A 15,373-nucleotide genomic window follows, 5' to 3' on the forward strand; every position below is an offset into this window, starting at 1 on the left:
GGGTGTCCAGGGCGCAGTGCGGCACATCCCAGCCGGGCGGCAGTCCGGTCCGGCCGGTGGGGGTGGCCCGGTCGGTGACGTGCGCGGTGTCGGAGAACTGTCAGGCAGCAAGATGCCAACGGTTCCCGGACGGCGCTGGGCTGGGGAAAGTGACCTCAGCCGCCCGTGATATGTACTCACGTGGGTGGCCGCAGTGGGGCCATGCGACAGATGCCGATGATGTTCGAGGGGGCCACACATGCCGCTGTTCCGACGCCGCACGGGCGGGGAGGGCGGGCAGGACCGCGCCGGTCGGCGCGGGTTCGGGTTCGGGCTGGGCCGACGGGCCGCCGGGGCGCCCGCCGCCGACCGGGCGGCCGAGCCGAGGTTCGACCCGGCCTTCGGGGACGAGTCCGTCCGCCAGGTGCTCGGGCAGGCCGCCGCCGGGGACTGGACGGCGCTGCGCCCGGCGCTGGCCGCGGCGGACGGCGCCGAGCTGACCTGGCTCGCCGGGGCGGTCGCGGACGTCGCCGGGGTCGAGGAGTGGACGGCCCGCGCGGTGGCGGACGACCCGCAGGACGCGCTGGCGCTGCTGCTGTCCGGCGCCCGGCACGTCAGCTGGGCCTGGGAGGCGCGCACCCGCGCCCAGGCCAAGCAGGTCACCGAGGAGCAGTGGAAGCTGTTCCACCAGCGGCTGGACGTCGCCGAGGAGCAGCTGCTGGAGGTCGCCGAGCGGGAGCCGTCCTGGCTCGCCCCCTGGTACTTCCTGCAGATCAGCGCACGCGGCGCCTCGCTGGGCCCGGAGGTCGCCGACTGCCGCTTCGAGGCCGCCGTGCGCCGGGTACCCGGGCACCCCGCCTCGCACCGCCAGCGGCTCCAGCAGCTGTGCGCCAAGTGGGGCGGCTCGCACGAGGCGATGCACGGGTTCGCCCGCTCCGCGATGCTGGCCGCCCCCGAGGGCAGTCAGCTCGGCGAGCTGGTCGCGCTGGCCCACCTGGAGCGCTGGCTGGACCTCCCGGACGGCGAGGACCGCGCCCACCTGGCCGACCCCGCCGTGGTGGCCGAGCTGCAGGAGGCGGCGTTCCGTTCCGTCCTGCACCCGGACTTCGTGCCGGTCCGCGGCTGGCAGGCGAGCTTCAACACCTTCGCGATGGCCTTCTCGCTCGCCGACCAGCCCAAGACGGCGCGGCTGCTGTTCGACGCGCTGGACGGCTTCGTCACCGAGTCGCCCTGGCACTACCTGTCCGGCGACCCGGTCAGGACCTTCCGCGCCCACCGCGACCGCTGCGCCGCGTACTGAACCCCTTCCGCATTCCGCGACCGAAAGAGCCTCCGGTGTCCCCATCCGACAACCCGACGAGTGCGCACACCTTCCAGGTGGACCTGCGCGGACTGGTGGACCTGCTCTCCCACCACCTCTACTCCAGCCCGCGTGTCTACCTGCGCGAGCTGCTCCAGAACGCCGTGGACGCGATCTCCGCGCGCCGCGCCCTCGACCCCGAGGCGCCGACCGCCATCACCGTCCGCGCCGACGACGAGCTGTCCGTCACCGACACCGGCATCGGCCTGACCGAGAAGGACGTCCACACCTTCCTCGCCACCATCGGCCGCAGCTCCAAGCGCGACGCCGACGGCCGGCTGGACGGCGCCGGCCTGGCCGCCGCCCGCGGCGACTTCATCGGCCAGTTCGGCATCGGCCTGCTCGCCTGCTTCGTGGTCGCCGACGAGATCACCGTGGTGACCCGGCACGCCGGGAGCCCGGACGCGCCGGTGATCGAGTGGCGCGGCAGCTCCGACGGCAGCTACACCATCCGCACCCTGCCCGCCTCGGCCAAGCCCGAGCCCGGCACCACCGTCACCCTCGCCCCGCGCGCCGACGCCGCCGAGTGGACCCGCTCCGCCCGGGTGCTCTCCCTCGCCCGGGACTTCGGCAGCCTGCTGCGCCACGACGTCACCGTGATCGACGCGGCCGGCACCGCGCACCAGATCAACCGCACCCCGCCGTGGGCCGCCCGGCACGGCTCCCCGCTCGCCCGGCGCGACGCGCTCGCCGAGTACTGCCGCGCCACCTTCGACTTCACCCCGCTCGACACCATCGAGCTGGACCTTCCGCTGGTCGGCCTGCGCGGCGTCGCGTACGTCCTGCCCGACGCCGCCCCGCCCTCGCGCCGCAACGGCCACCGGGTGCACCTCAAGGGCATGCTGCTCTCCGACCAGGCCGACGAACTGCTGCCGGACTGGGCGTTCTTCGTCCGCTGCGTGGTGGACACCGACGGGCTGCGCCCGACCGCCTCACGCGAGGGCCTGTACGCCGACGAGACGCTGGCCGCCGTCCGCGACGCGCTCGGTGCCCGGATCCGCGACTGGCTCACCGGCCTGTCCGCGAGCGACCCGGCGCTGCTGCACCGCTTCCTCTCCGTGCACCACCTGGCCGTCAAGGAACTCGCCCGCTACGACGACGAGTTGCTGCGGATGATGCTGCCCTGGCTGCCGTTCGAGACCACCGACGGCAACGTCACCCTGGACGAGTTCGCACGCAGCCACCCGGTGGTGCTGGTGACCCGTACGGTCGAGGAGTTCCGGCAGGTCGCCCCGATCGCCGGCGCGGCCGGGCTCGGCGTGGTCAACGGCGGCTACACCTACGACCGTGACCTGGTGCACCGGCTGCCGGAGATCCGCCCCGGCGTCTCGGTCGCCGACCTCGACCCGGGCACCGTCACCGCGCACCTGGACACCGTCGACCCGGCCGCCGAACTGGCCGCGGGCGTCTTCCTGGCGATCGCCCGCGAGGTGGTCGGCCGGTTCGACTGCGACGTCGCCCTGCGCAGCTTCCACCCGACCAACGCGCCCGCCCTGCTGCTCGACAACCGGGAGGCCCGGCACGAGCGCACCCGCGCCCAACTCGCCGACGAGGCCGACGGGTTGTGGGCGGACATCCTGGGCTCGCTGCGCGCCGAGGTGCCCCGCGCCCAGCTGGTGCTGAACCACCTCAACCCGCTGGTGCGCCGCGCCGCCACCGTCACCGACCGCGAACTGGCCGTCACCGCCGTCGAGGCGCTGTACGGGCAGGCCGTGCTGATGACCCGCCGCCCGCTCAAGGCCAGCGAGTCCGCGCTGCTGAACCGCTCCTTCATCAGCCTGCTCGACCACGCGATGCTCGGCCACGAGGCGGCGGGCGCGGCCGGTGCCGGTTCCGCGGGCACCGACGAGAAGGAGGCGTGATGCTGGACACCCCCGACGCGGTGATGGCCGCGCTGCGCGAGAACGACGCCCGCCCGTACGGTCGCACCCGCACCGTCACGGCCGAGGAACTCGTCGACGCCGCCGAGCAGTTCGAGGACACCGGGGTCCGCTCGATGGCCCTGCTGGAACTCATGGAGGCCTACGAGTACGACGGCGAGCGCAGCAAGACCCCGGTGGTCTTCGCCCGGGTGCTCAAGCTCTGGGACGCCGACCCGGACGGCTTCGGCGAGTGGGCCCGCCACCAGGTGTTCTGGCGCTTCAAGTGGGTGGCCGTCGCGCTCCTGGACACCCCGGACGTCCCGCTGGCCGCGATCCGGCGCTGGCACACCGAGCTGCGGGACCGCTACCGGGCGGCCGGCTTCGACCTCCAGCCGTACTACGCCCAGCGCTACCACCTGGCCGTGCACACCGGCACCGACGTCCAGAACGCCTACGAGCTGTGGACGGCCCGCCCGCGCTCCGAACTCAGCGACTGCCACGCCTGCGAGACCCGCGCCCGCGCCGACCACCAGGTCGCCGCCGGGGACGACGCGCGGGCACTGGAGATCCTCAGGCCCGTCCTCGACGGCCAGAGCACCTGCGCGGAGGAGCCCTACCGCAGCCAGGCCGCCGCCCTGCTGCCGCTCCTGCGCGAGGGCCGCCTCGACGAGGCCTGCTCCAGCCACCTGACCGGCTACCGCTTCGCCCGCGGCAGGGCGGGGATGGTGCGGCCGGTCGGCCAGCACATCGAGTTCTGCGCCCTGACCGGCAACGAGCCGCGCGGCCTGGAGCTCCTCGCCGAGAACCGCGACCTGTTCGCCGTCACCGGCGACCCGCTCGGGGTCCTCGACTTCCTCACCGGCGTCGAGGTGCTGATCGCCGCCCTGGCCCGGGCCGGGCACGGTTCGCTGGCGGTCAGCGGTCCGGCCGGCACCGCTTGGACGGTCGACACCCTGCTCGTCCACCTGCGCACCGAGGCCGACGCACTGGCCGCCCGGTTCGACGCCCGCAACGGCACCGACGCGGTGAGCGCCGCCCGGCGCGCCCGGCTGGCCGCCCGGCCGCTGCTGGCCGAGCCGCTGGCACTGGGCGTGCGGGCCGCCGCCGCGCCGGAGCTCGGCGCGGCTCCGGCCGTCGCTCCTGCGGCGCGCCGGGTGGTCGAGCCGGAGCCGGAGGACTTCACCGCCCTGGTGCTGCGGGCCCGCGAGCTGGAGGTGCTCGGACACCCGGACGCCGACCGGCTCTGGAAGCGGATCGCCGAGCGCGCCGCGGCCCCGGACTTCGTCCACCCCGAGGACGCCGAACTCGGCGCTCCCGAGCGGCTGAGCGCCGAACTCGCCGAGCAGCGCGCCCACGACGCGCTGCAGCGCGACGACCACGCCGAGGGCGCGGCGGGCCTGCTGGAGGCCGCCGAGCTGTACGAGCGGGCCGGGCTGCCCGGCCCGGCGCTGATGACCCGCACTCGGACGCTGATCGTCGAACTCGGCGACGTCGAGGGAGCGGTGGTCGACTGGGCGGGGCTGGACGCCGCGCTGGCCGAGGCCGAGGCCCTGCGCGCCGAGGGCCGGATGCTCGACGACGACTACCTGATCATCCTGCAGTCGCGCGCCTACGCCGCCCACCACGACCTGGTCGAGGCGCTGCCCGAGCCCTCCGAGGAGACCGCCGGGCGCTTCGAGGCCGCCGTCGGCGGGTACCACCGGACCGCCGTCGAGCTGGGCTCCGCCCGCCGGGCCGCCACCTCCCGCCAGTACACCGCGGACGCCGCCGCCCGACAGGGGCGCCTGGCCGAGGCGACGGCCGAACTGCGCGAGGTGCTGGCCCAGTTGGAGGCGGCCGAACTGCCCTGGCACACCCCGCGGGTGCTCGGCCTGCTCGGCCAGGTGCTGCTGCAACAGGGCGAGCCCGGCCAGGCCGTCGAGGTGTTCCACCGGGCCCTGGCCGAGGCCGTGCGCTGGGGCGAGGACGCCTACCCGTACGCGCCGACGTACATGATGCTCGGCCACGCGTGCATGCGGGTGGAGGACTACGGCGGGGCGATCCGGGCGCTGTCGGAGGCCGCCGCGCGCTACGACCGGAAGGGCGTCGAGGCCGTCGAGGAGGCGGCCCAGGTGCGGATCCAGCTGGCCGACGTGCTGCGCGGCACCGGCCGGGCGGCGGACGCGGTGGCCGTGCTGGAGTCCGTGCTGGACGCCTCGGCGGCCGGGCTGGACGTCCGGATGCTCGCCCAGGCCCGGCTGGACCTCGCCCGCGGCCTGGTCGATCTGGAGGAGTACCGGGACGCGGCCGAGGAGTACCTGCGGCTGGCCGACCTGGTCGCCGACTGGGAGGACCAGGAGACCCACACCATGGTCGCCTGCGAGGCCACCCTGACCCTCGCCCGGGCGGACCGCTGGGACGCCGCCGAGGCCGCCCTCGGACGGGCCCGCCAGGCGCACGGCAAGGCCCCGCGGGTCGACCAACTGGCCGCCACTCTCCGTGAGTTGGCCCAGCTCACGATGCGCACCCGGGGTGCCGAGGGGCTGGACGCGGCACTGGCGCTGCTGGCCGAGGCGGACGGGCTCGGCGAGGCGGCCGAGCAGTCCGGCCAGGAGTACGACGACTGGTACCTGCGGGGCGGTTCGCACTACGAGCGGGCGCGCTGCCTGGCCATCGCCGACCGGCACGAGGAGGCGCTCGCCGAGGTCGAGCGGGCGATCGCGGTGTACGGGCGGGTCGGAGAGCCCGCCGAGTCGCCGCTGTCCGCCGAGGAGACGCGGTCGGAGTCGCTGCGGTCCGAGTCGCTGCGGGCGGAGGCCGTCCGGCTGGCCGCGCTGATCGAGGGCGGCGACCTGGGCCGCCCCCGGGCGGCGGTGGACCGGCTGACCGCCGGGATCGCCCGCTGCGAGGCGGCCGGGCTGCCCGAGGCGGCGCAGGTGCTGGCCTCGCTGCGGGAGCGGTTCGGCTCCGACTGATGCGGAAGGGGCGGGCGTTGTGGACGCCCGCCCCGTGGTCACTCGGGTGTCGACGTCAGCAGGGGCCGTCGTCGGCCCAGACGCCCCACTGGCCGCTGGCGCTCGGCACCTCGTTCAGCGTCCACCACTTGGCGTGGTAGTCGTGCCCGTTGTACGAGACCTTGGCGCCCGCGGTGTACGTGGTGCTCGCGCTCCACGCCGGGGCGGTGCAGACACCCGGGTTGCCGGTCGGGCTGCCGGTCGGCGGGGTGGACGGGGGCGTGGTCGGCGGGGTGGTGGGCGGCGTCGCCCCGGCGAACTTCACCGTGTACCTGGTGAAGTCCCAGTCGTTCTGCGCGACGCTGGAGCAGGAGCCGGACAGGCCCGGGTCGACGTTGCCCGCGCACTGGCGGTCCCGGTTCACCGACCAGTAGGTGTAGCGGGCCAGGCCGTGCGCGGTGGCGAAGTCCAGGACGGCCTGGAAGTCGGCCTGGCGGAAGTACTCGGCGGCGTCGGTGCGACCGTTCATCATCGACACGCCCTCGTGGGCGTACGCGGTGGCCTCGTTCCAGCCGAAGGTGGTCTGCAGGATCTGGTTGAACTTCACCAGCGCGTCGGTCTGGGCGGCGGCGCCGTTGAAGCCGCCGTCGAACGGCATGATCGAGTAGTTGTTCGGCGTGAAGCCCTGCGACTTGGCCTCGTTGAGCATCTGGGTGCCGAACCAGCCGGTGCCCGCGGTGGTCCCGGCGGTGGTGATCGAGATGTACAGGCCGGGGTTGTTCTGCTGGAGGATGCGGGCGGCGCCGATCTCGTTGTGGATCGCGGCGGTGTTCTCGTACTCCGGCTCCTCCAGGTCGAAGTCGATCGCCTTGAGGTTGTACTTGGTGATCACCTGCTGGTAGCCGGCGGCGGTCGCCTCCGGCGTGCCGCAGACCTGGCCCAGCTTGGTGCCGCCGTACCCGCCGACCGACACCGAGACGTCCCCGCCCTTGCCGCGGATGGTCTGGATGACGCCGGGCATGGTGGTGTCGGAGTCGATCGAGGAGGTGCCGCCCCAGGCGGGCGAACAGCTGTTGCCCTGGGCGAGGATGAAGGCCAGCTGGAAGGCCCGCTGCCCGGTCGCGTCCATCACGGCGGCGGCGTCCGGCGGGGTGTTGTCCTCGGGCATCAGATACGGCGCCGAGGCGTACCAGTTGCTGCCCAGGCCGGTGCCGCTGTCGGTGGTGGCGGCCGAGGCGGCGCCGGTGGCGGTCAGCGCGGCGACCGCGCCGGCGACCAGGCCGAGCACACCGGCCACGGCGAGGGCGGCGCGGCCGGAGCGGCGTCTGCGGGGAGTCGAGGGGGCGGGGCGTGGGGGAAGAGCGCGTTCCATCGGAAGCCTTTCCAGGAAGCGGCAGTGGGGTCGGTGGGCCTGATCGCGCCGGATGTGGGGGCGGCGGGACGGCCGAACGGACCCTCGGCGGCGGGTAGTTGCCGAAGGTCATCACTGGTATAGACCTATTGGGGAAGGGTGGTCAACCCCCAAAAGGTCAAGCTCCGGCGCGCCCGGCCGGAACGGTGAAAAGCTCCACCAGCCGTGCCCGCGGCGGCGAAAAGCGCTACTCAGGCCGGGACGGTCACCGCCACCCCGGCGAGCAGACCGGTGACCGCCGGGGACCAGGGGCGGCCGGTCGGCCCGGTGAGGGTCAGGGTCCGGTGCACGGCGGGCCGGATCGGGACCAGGACGCAGTCCGGCGGCAGCATGGTCAGCGCCAGCGCGGGCATCACCGAGACCCCGACGCCCGCGTGCACCATGCCGATCAGCGTGTTGAGGTCGCGGATGCGGTGCCGGGGCGCGAAGCGGGTGCCGGCTCGGCGGTAGGCCTCGCGGATGTGGCGTTCGCAGCCGCCCTCGGAGAGCAGGAAGTCGTCGTCCTCCAACTCGCCGACGTGGATGGTCTCCTGACCGGCGAGCGGGTGGTCGCGGCGCAGCAGCGCGTGCATCGAGTCGGCGCCGAGCGCGACCGCCCCGGGTGCCGGCCGATCGGCGTCGACCAGGACGGCGGCGTCCACCGTGCCGGCCTCCAGCCAGGTGGGCAGCTCGACGTCCTCGCCCTCGAAGACCCGTACGGTGACCTGCGGGTGCGCCGCCTTCCAGTCCCGCAGCAGCCCGGGCAGCAGCGCCTGGCAGACGGTGGTCGGCGCCGCCAGCCGCACGGTGCCGGTGAGGCCGCCGGAGTGCCGGGTGGCGATGGCGCGCACCGCGGCGGCGGAGGCGACGGCGGTGCGGGCGTGCGGCAGGACCTGCTCGCCGAGCGGGGTGGTCCGGCACGGGGTGCCGCGCCGCAGCACCGGTGCGCCGAGCGAGCGCTCCAGCGCGGCGACGGCGTGCGAGACGGCGGACTGGCTGATGCCCAGTTCGTCGGCGGCCGCGCCGAAGCCACCGGTGTCGGCGACCGCGACCAGCGCCCTGAGCTGGGCCAGATTGACCTCCGAGGCCATGAGAGTTCCTCATCCTCCCCGCACCGCCACTTGTTGGACTCATGTTCCGCCGCTGGGCCACGCTCTGTCCAGGACAGCGGAACGGGTCCGGGAACACGGAACGGACGGACGGGGAGGTGGTCGGGGTGCGGCGCTGGTTGCCGGGCTTCGTGGCACTGTCGGCGATCTGGGGCGCCAGCTTCGCCCTGATCAAGGTGGCGGTCGACGCGGGTGTGCCGCCGGTGTGGGTGGCGCTGTGGCGCAGCGCGCTGGGCGCCACCACGCTGTGGGCGGTCCTGCTGCTGCGCGGCGAGCGGGCCCCGCGCGACCGGGCGCTGTGGGGGCACTCGGCGGTGGTCGCGGTGCTGCTCAACACCGTGCCGTTCACCCTGTTCTCGTTCGGCGAGACCAGGGTCAGCTCGGTGCTCGCCGGGGTGATGAACGCGACCACCCCGCTGTTCACCATGCTGTTCGCGGTGCTGACCGTCCCCGAGGAGCGCCGCCCCGGTGTCCGCCGGCTCTCCGGCCTCGCGCTCGGCTTCGTCGGCGTGCTCACCGTCCTCGGCGTCTGGCGCGGCCTCGGCTCCGGCGCGACCGTCGGCGCCCTCGCCTGCCTGTCCGCCGCCTGCTGCTACGGCGCGGGCTTCGCCTACCTGCGCCGCTTCCTGTCCGGCCGCCCGGAGACCGTCACCGCCCTCTCCACGCTCCAGATCACCTGCGCCACCGCAGAGTTGGCCCTTTTCGCCCCGGCAGCCGCAGGCCTCCCGCACTGGCCCGGCGGCCCGGCCGCCGGCGCCCTGCTGGTGCTCGGCGCGCTCGGCACGGGCCTGGCGTACCTGCTCAACCTCGGCCTGGTCCGCACGGCCGGCACCGCCGTCGCCTCCGCCGTCACCTACGTCATGCCCCTGTGGTCCACCGCGCTCGGTGCGGCCCTGCTCGCCGAGCCGGTCGGCTGGAACGCCCTGGCCGGCGGCATCCTGGTCATCGCCGCCGTCGCCCTCACCCGCCCCCGCCCCCGCCCCCGCCCCCGCAACACCCCGGCCCCCGCGGCCCCGAGGGCGCTCGGGGCCGGCCGGGTGACCGGCCCGGGGGAGGGGCGGGCAGACTGCACCCGCGAGGGCCCCGGCCGGACTGACGTTCGGTGTCCGGTGGATTACGGGTCGTGCCCGGAGGACCGCTAGGGTGGCCCCCGTGGTGAGGTCGTGGGATGCGGCGGTCGGGCGGGCGCAGGACCGGTTGGCGGCTGGGGTGCGGTTGCGGGCAGCCGCCGACGGGGAGGAACGGCGGTTCGCCCTCTGGGACTTGGCGTCCCTGGCGGAGGGCGAACTGGGCGAGGTGGTGGACCCGGACGCGCTGGCGCCGCGGGCCGAGCGGGCCTGGCGGGAGCGGCTGGGGGAGAGCGGCCGGGAGTGGCCCGGCGGGGAGCTGTACCGGCGCCGGTACTGGATCCTCGACGAGCGGGGCGCGGTCGCCGGGACGATCGCGGTGGACAACTGGACCAGGGGCCCGAGCCAGCTCGCCGTGTCCTCCCTCTATCTGCGGCCGCGGTCGCGCGGCCACGGGCTGGCGGCCGCCGCGCTGGACGAGGTGTACGCGGCGGCCACCGCCGAGGGCCTGCCGGGCTTCCGGCTGGAGGCGCACTGGAGCTGGCAGCCGGCCGTCCGCTACTACCTGCGCCGCGGGCTGTGGGTGGTGGGCTGGAAGCGCTCGCTGTCGTTCGCCCGGATGCCCCAACTCCCGCTCCACCGGGTGCGCGAGGAGGACGGGCGGCTGCTCCTGCTGGTCGCCGACCGGCAGCGCGGCTGGGTGCCGATACTGGCCGCCGGGCAGGAGGGCCGCTGGCTGCGGCTGGACGAGACGGCCGACTACCGGGGCTGTGACGGCTGGGTGCACGAGTACGCCCGTTCGACGCTGGCGCTGTACCTGGCGCTGGCGGGCCGTCCGCTGGTGCGCGGGCCGCAGTGGTGGGCGGAGGCGTGGCGCTGGGCGGACGCGGGCGAGCCGGAGGGGCTGGCGGCCAGGATCGAGGAGTTCGAGCGGGCCGCCCGGACCAGGGCAAGCCGTACGGTCGTCGGCCCGTACCGCGCGGTGGCGCTGCCGGAGCCCGCGCTGCCGGAGCCGGCGCCGCCGGCGTCCCCGCAGCTGGCAGACTCGGGGGATGGGTGAGATCGAGATCGACGGCGCGCCCGCCGACCCGGCGCGGCTCGCCGCCCTGGGACTGCTGAACTACGGGCACTTCACCACGCTGCGGGTCGAGGCGGGCGGCGTCCGCGGTCTGGCGCTGCACCTGGACCGGCTGGTCCGGGACTGCCGGATGCTCTTCGCCGCCGAGCTGGACCGGGCGGTGGTCAGGGAGCGGATCCGCGCGGTGCTGCCCGCGGACGGCGCGCCGGTGATCGTCCGGGTCACCGTCTACGACCCCGCGCTCGGCCTGGAGCGCCCCGCCGCCACCGCCGACCCCGCCCTGCTGGTGACCACCCGCCCGGCCGCGACCGCCGAGCCCGCCCCGCTGCGGGTGCGGACGGTGGCCCACCGGCGCGAGCTGCCCGAGGTGAAGCACGTCGGCCTGTTCGGCCTGGTTCACCACCGCCGCACCGCCCAACTCGCCGGGTACGACGACGTGTTGCTCACCGACGACGACGGCCTGGTGACCGAGGGCGCGACCTGGAACGTCGGCTTCCTGGCCGGGGACCGGCTGGTGCGGCCCGCGGGCCCCAGCCTGCCCGGCGTCACCGAGAAGCTGCTCGCCGGAGCGTACGACGGCCCGCAGTCCCGCGAGCCGGTCCGCGCCGCCGACCTGGCGCGCTTCGACGCGGCCTTCGCGCTCAACGCGGGCGTCGGCCTGCGCCCGCTGGCCGCCGTCGACGGCACCGCCTTCGACCCCGCCCACCCGCTGCTCGCCGAACTGCGCGCCGCCTACCTCGGGATCGCCGCCGACCCGGTGTAGCGGCGACCGCCCCGGACCGGTGCGGGGGCCGCGCGCCGGAGGACCGCTCCGGCGAATCGCTCGCACGGGTGACAAACCCCGTGGCAACCGGCGCAACGGGATGGCGGAACGGTCCAGGATCCCTGCAGGTAACTGATCATGACGAGGGATCAGCTACGCTCCAGCCCGCCCGTCCGACCCGCCGAAGCAGAGAGGGTAGCCCCCGACATGAGCAGTCCCCCCGCCGCCTCCGCGCCCCGCTGGCCGCTGATCCTCCTGCGCGTCACCGCCACCTCCCTGGCGCTGCTGGCCGTGCTCCAGGTCATGCTCGCCGGAAGCTTCCTCAACGGCACCTACGACTCCCTCAAGGACCACGAGGGCAACGCGATGACGCTGGGCACCGTGGTCGTGATCCAGCTGGCGGTGGCCTTCCTCGTGCACCGGCCCGGGCGAGGCCCGCTCTGGCCGCTGTGGACCACCGCCGTGCTCACCGTCGCCGTGACCGGCCAGATCGGCGCCGGCTACGCGCGGGCGACCGGGGTGCACGTCACCCTCGGCGTGCTGCTGGTCAGCGGCATCCTGTTCGGCCTGGTCGGCGCCTGGCGGCTGCCGCTGCCCGCCCGCGAGGCCGAGCGCGCGGAGGGACCGGACGGCGGCGGACGGCTGCCGCGCCCCGGCGGGCCGGTGGAGGTGAAGCGGTGAACCGCCGCCGGTTCCTCGGCATCGGCGCCTCCGTGCTCGGTACGGGGGCGCTGGCCGCCGTCGCCGTCCCCTCGGCGGCCTACCTGTTCTCGGAGGGCCGCCCCGGACGGCTGCTCAGCAGCGACCTCGACCTGCCCGCGGCCTTCCAGGTCCCGCTGCCGGTGCCGCCCGTGCTCCAGCCGGTGCGCACCGACGGCACCAACGACTACTACGAGATCACCCAGCAGGTCGCCAAGCTGGAGATCCTGCCCGGGGTGAGGACCGAGGCGTGGACGTACGGCGGCACCTACCCCGGGCCGACCGTGGTCACCCGCTCCGGCCGGGCCGCGGTGATCAAGCACCGCAACCAGCTGCCGGTGCCGTCCGTGGTCCACCTGCACGGCGGGCACACGCCCGCCGACAGCGACGGCTACCCGATCGACCTGCTGCTGCCCGTCGGCTCCACCGCCCCCGCCGCCGGATCGATGGACGGCATGCCGGGGATGCGGCACACGGCGGGCCACGACCTGGTCGGCGAGCGCACCCACACCTACCCGGGCAAGCAGCGCGCCGCCACCCTCTGGTACCACGACCACCGGATGGGCTTCACCGGCCCCGGCGTCTGGCGCGGCCTGTCCGGGTTCCACCTGGTCCACGACGACGAGGAGGGCGCCCTGCCGCTGCCGCGCGGCGAACGCGACCTCCCCCTGATGCTCGCCGACCGCGCCTTCGCCGCCGACGGCTCCTTCCGCTACCCGTCCACCGACGCCTCGCTCGCCGTGCCCGGCGTCACCGACGACTACATGGACGGCGTCCTCGGCGACGTCATCCTGGTCAACGGCGCGCCCTGGCCGCGACTGGACGTGGACCGGGCGCACTACCGGCTGCGGCTGCTCAACGGCTCCAACGCCCGGCTCTACCGGCTCGAACTGGACCCCCAGCCCTCCGGCGGCGACGCGCTGGTCCAGATCGGCTCCGACGGCGGCCTGCTCGCCGCCCCGGTCACCCACGACGCGATCGAGATCGCCCCCGCCGAACGCTTCGACGTGGTGATCGACTTCTCCCGCTACCAGCCCGGCACCCGGGTGCGCCTGCTCAACCGCTTCGGCAGCGGCCGCACCGCCGAGGTGATGCGCTTCGACGTCTCCTCCCGGGCGGTGAACGACGACGCCAAGGTGCCCGACAAGCTGGCCGCCGTCGAGCAACTGGACGCCTCCGCCGCCGTCGCCACCCGCGACTTCAAGTTCCGGCGCAGCCGCAGCGACGGCTGGACCATCAACGGCGACCCGTACCAGCCCGGGCGCAGCCTCGCCACCCCCGCCCTCGGCAGCATCGAGCGGTGGCGCTTCTCCAGCGACGTGCACCACCCCGTGCACGTCCACCTCGACCACTTCCAGGTGATCGGGCGCAACGGCAAGGACCCGGGCCCGTGGGACGCGGGCTGGAAGGACACCGTCGACCTGCGGCCGGCCGAGGCGGTGGAGGTACTGGTGCGCTTCACCGACTACGCGGGGACGTACATGATGCACTGCCACAACCTGGAGCACGAGGACATGGCGATGATGGCCGACTTCACGGTCGGGTGAGCCGGGCTCACCCGGACGGCCGTGTGCCGGAGGGCGCTCGCTGCGCCCTCCGGCACTCTTGTCCTAGCGTCGCGCAGAGGTGTAATCGTTGAAGGTTGCCTGGTGACGGACGGAGCCGCCGCATGACCACCCCCGCCGAACGCCGCCGCACCGGGCGGGCCGCCCGGGAGCGCGTCTCCCGCTCCGAGCACGGCCGGTGGATCCCCGCCGCGGACCGGCCCGACCCGCTCGGCGTGCTGGAGGCCCAGGGCGCGGACCGGGTCGCCCGGCTGCTGCCGATCCGGTACGGGCGGATGGCCGACAGTGCGTTCAGCTATCTGCGCGGCGCCGCCGCCGTGATGGCCGCCGACCTCGCGGCCGTCCCCGAGACCGGACTGACCGTCCAACTCTGCGGCGACGCCCACCTGGTGAACTTCGGGGTGTACGCCTCGCCGGAGCGCGCGCTGCTCTTCGACGTCAACGACTTCGACGAGACCCACCCCGGGCCCTTCGAATGGGACGTCAAGCGCCTCGCCGCCAGCGTCGCGGTCGCCGCCCGTGACAACGGCCAGGACGACCAGCGCGCCCGACGTGCCGCCCGGACCGCCGTCCAGGGCTACGCGACCGCGATGCGCCGGCTGGCCGGGCTCGGTGAACTCGACGTCTGGTACAGCCGGATCGACACCGCCGAGCTGCTGTCGCTGATCCGGAAGACCAGACGGCGCAAGGCCGTTGAGGCCGACCTCGCGCACGTCCGGCGCCGCACCAGCCTGCAGGCCTTCGGCAAGCTCACCGAGGAACGGGACGGGCGGCGGCGGATCATCAGCTCGCCGCCGCTGATCGAGGAGCTGGCGCAGACCGAATTGCGCAGCCTCGGCAAGGTGTTCAGCGACTACCGGGCCACCCTCGCCGAGGACCGGCGGGTGCTGCTCGACCGCTACCGATTCGTCGACGCGGCGATGAAGGTGGTCGGCGTCGGCAGCGTCGGCACCCGCTGCTACATCGTCCTGCTGGAGGGCCGGGACATCCGCGACCCGCTGTTCCTGCAGCTCAAGGAGGCCGGCCGGTCGGTGCTGGAGGACCACCTGCCGCGCACCCGGGTAGACGCCGAGGTCGCCGTCCACCACGGCGGACGCCGGGTGGTCACCGGGCAGCACCTGATGCAGGCCGCCAGCGACATCTTCCTCGGCTGGACCACCGGCCCCGCCGGGCGCCACTACTACGGCCGCCAACTCCGTGACATGAAGGGCTCGGTGGAGATCGACACGCTGACCCCCTCCAGCCTGCGCGCCTACGCCGACCTGTGCGGGCGCACCCTCGCCCGCGCCCACGCCCGCACCGGCGACCGCCTCGCCATCGCCGGCTACCTGGGCGCCGCCGACACCTTCGCCGAGGCCGTCGCCGACTTCGCGCTGCGCTACGCGGACCGTACGGCGGCCGACCACCGGGAGCTGGTCGGGGCGATCGAGGCGGGGCGGATCACCGCGACCCGTGGCGTGTGAGGGCTGTCAGGCCCTGTCCGGCGGACGATCCTCCGCCGTGGCGCGGCATGGGCTCGATTCCCGAGGAGGAATGGCGGGGTGTGCGGCGCCCGGGTAGAAGTGGAG

General features: G+C 74.8%; 11 protein-coding genes. 9 read left to right on the forward strand and 2 right to left on the reverse strand.

The features are described from left to right. Window positions 1-238 precede the first annotated feature (238 nt). The 3 genes from ACIG5E_RS00320 to ACIG5E_RS00330 are packed head-to-tail and all read left to right on the forward strand — an operon-like array spanning window position 239 to window position 6,155. Window positions 239-1,279: a hypothetical protein gene (locus ACIG5E_RS00320; protein WP_396530510.1), complete on the forward strand. Its 1,041-nt coding sequence runs from the start codon at window positions 239-241 to the stop codon at window positions 1,277-1,279. A 35-nt stretch (window positions 1,280-1,314) separates the two neighbouring features. After that, window positions 1,315-3,201 carry an HSP90 family protein gene (locus ACIG5E_RS00325; RefSeq protein WP_396530511.1) on the forward strand — a complete coding sequence of 629 codons (1,887 nt, stop codon included), beginning with the start codon at window positions 1,315-1,317 and terminating at the stop codon, window positions 3,199-3,201. Then, window positions 3,201-6,155, forward strand: coding sequence for a hypothetical protein (locus ACIG5E_RS00330; RefSeq protein WP_396530512.1), 2,955 nt, complete (start codon window positions 3,201-3,203; stop codon window positions 6,153-6,155). Before ACIG5E_RS00325 ends, ACIG5E_RS00330 begins: the two co-directional genes overlap by 1 nt. 55 nt (window positions 6,156-6,210) lie before the next feature. Here the strand turns inward: ACIG5E_RS00330 and ACIG5E_RS00335 are convergent, their stop codons facing one another. Beyond that, on the reverse strand, window positions 6,211-7,506 hold the full coding sequence (locus ACIG5E_RS00335; protein WP_396530513.1) for a carbohydrate-binding protein: 1,296 nt from the start codon (window positions 7,504-7,506) through the stop codon (window positions 6,211-6,213). Window positions 7,507-7,736: 230 nt separating this feature from the next. After that, window positions 7,737-8,615, reverse strand: a complete 879-nt coding sequence (locus ACIG5E_RS00340) for a LysR family transcriptional regulator (RefSeq protein WP_396530514.1) — start codon at window positions 8,613-8,615, stop codon at window positions 7,737-7,739. A 125-nt stretch (window positions 8,616-8,740) separates the two neighbouring features. Here ACIG5E_RS00340 and ACIG5E_RS00345 point away from each other — a divergent pair, with 125 nt between their 5' ends. From ACIG5E_RS00345 to ACIG5E_RS00370, 6 genes are all read left to right on the forward strand, one after another. Next, the gene (locus tag ACIG5E_RS00345) at window positions 8,741-9,775 is read left to right on the forward strand and encodes a DMT family transporter (RefSeq protein WP_396530515.1); all 1,035 of its coding nucleotides are present in this window, start codon (window positions 8,741-8,743) and stop codon (window positions 9,773-9,775) included. A gap of 10 nt (window positions 9,776-9,785) precedes the next feature. Further along, window positions 9,786-10,760, forward strand: coding sequence for a GNAT family N-acetyltransferase (locus ACIG5E_RS00350; protein ID WP_396530516.1), 975 nt, complete (start codon window positions 9,786-9,788; stop codon window positions 10,758-10,760). Further along, window positions 10,753-11,541: an aminotransferase class IV gene (locus tag ACIG5E_RS00355; RefSeq protein ID WP_396530518.1), complete on the forward strand. Its 789-nt coding sequence runs from the start codon at window positions 10,753-10,755 to the stop codon at window positions 11,539-11,541. The genes ACIG5E_RS00350 and ACIG5E_RS00355 overlap by 8 nt, the downstream gene beginning before the upstream one ends. Window positions 11,542-11,748: 207 nt before the next feature. After that, window positions 11,749-12,222: a hypothetical protein gene (locus tag ACIG5E_RS00360; protein ID WP_396530519.1), complete on the forward strand. Its 474-nt coding sequence runs from the start codon at window positions 11,749-11,751 to the stop codon at window positions 12,220-12,222. Continuing rightward, entirely contained in the window at window positions 12,219-13,787 is a 1,569-nt protein-coding gene (locus ACIG5E_RS00365) for a multicopper oxidase family protein (RefSeq protein ID WP_396530520.1), read from the forward strand. The genes ACIG5E_RS00360 and ACIG5E_RS00365 overlap by 4 nt, the downstream gene beginning before the upstream one ends. Before the next feature lie 122 nt (window positions 13,788-13,909). Further along, window positions 13,910-15,268 carry a DUF2252 domain-containing protein gene (locus ACIG5E_RS00370; protein WP_396530521.1) on the forward strand — a complete coding sequence of 453 codons (1,359 nt, stop codon included), beginning with the start codon at window positions 13,910-13,912 and terminating at the stop codon, window positions 15,266-15,268. Window positions 15,269-15,373 lie beyond the last annotated feature (105 nt).

This window comes from Kitasatospora sp. NPDC053057 (assembly GCF_044546945.1).
Lineage (GTDB): Bacteria > Actinomycetota > Actinomycetes > Streptomycetales > Streptomycetaceae > Kitasatospora.

Bases quoted from the DNA above. Each gene is read 5' to 3' on its own strand.
- ACIG5E_RS00320 (WP_396530510.1), top strand. From the start codon at position 239: ATGCCGCTGTTCCGACGCCGCACGGGCGGGGAGGGCGGGCAGGACCGC.
- ACIG5E_RS00330 (WP_396530512.1), top strand. From the start codon at position 3,201: ATGCTGGACACCCCCGACGCGGTGATGGCCGCGCTGCGCGAGAACGAC.
- ACIG5E_RS00335 (WP_396530513.1), bottom strand. From the start codon at position 7,506: ATGGAACGCGCTCTTCCCCCACGCCCCGCCCCCTCGACTCCCCGCAGA.
- ACIG5E_RS00340 (WP_396530514.1), bottom strand. From the start codon at position 8,615: ATGGCCTCGGAGGTCAATCTGGCCCAGCTCAGGGCGCTGGTCGCGGTC.
- ACIG5E_RS00355 (WP_396530518.1), top strand. From the start codon at position 10,753: ATGGGTGAGATCGAGATCGACGGCGCGCCCGCCGACCCGGCGCGGCTC.
- ACIG5E_RS00360 (WP_396530519.1), top strand. From the start codon at position 11,749: ATGAGCAGTCCCCCCGCCGCCTCCGCGCCCCGCTGGCCGCTGATCCTC.
- ACIG5E_RS00370 (WP_396530521.1), top strand. From the start codon at position 13,910: ATGACCACCCCCGCCGAACGCCGCCGCACCGGGCGGGCCGCCCGGGAG.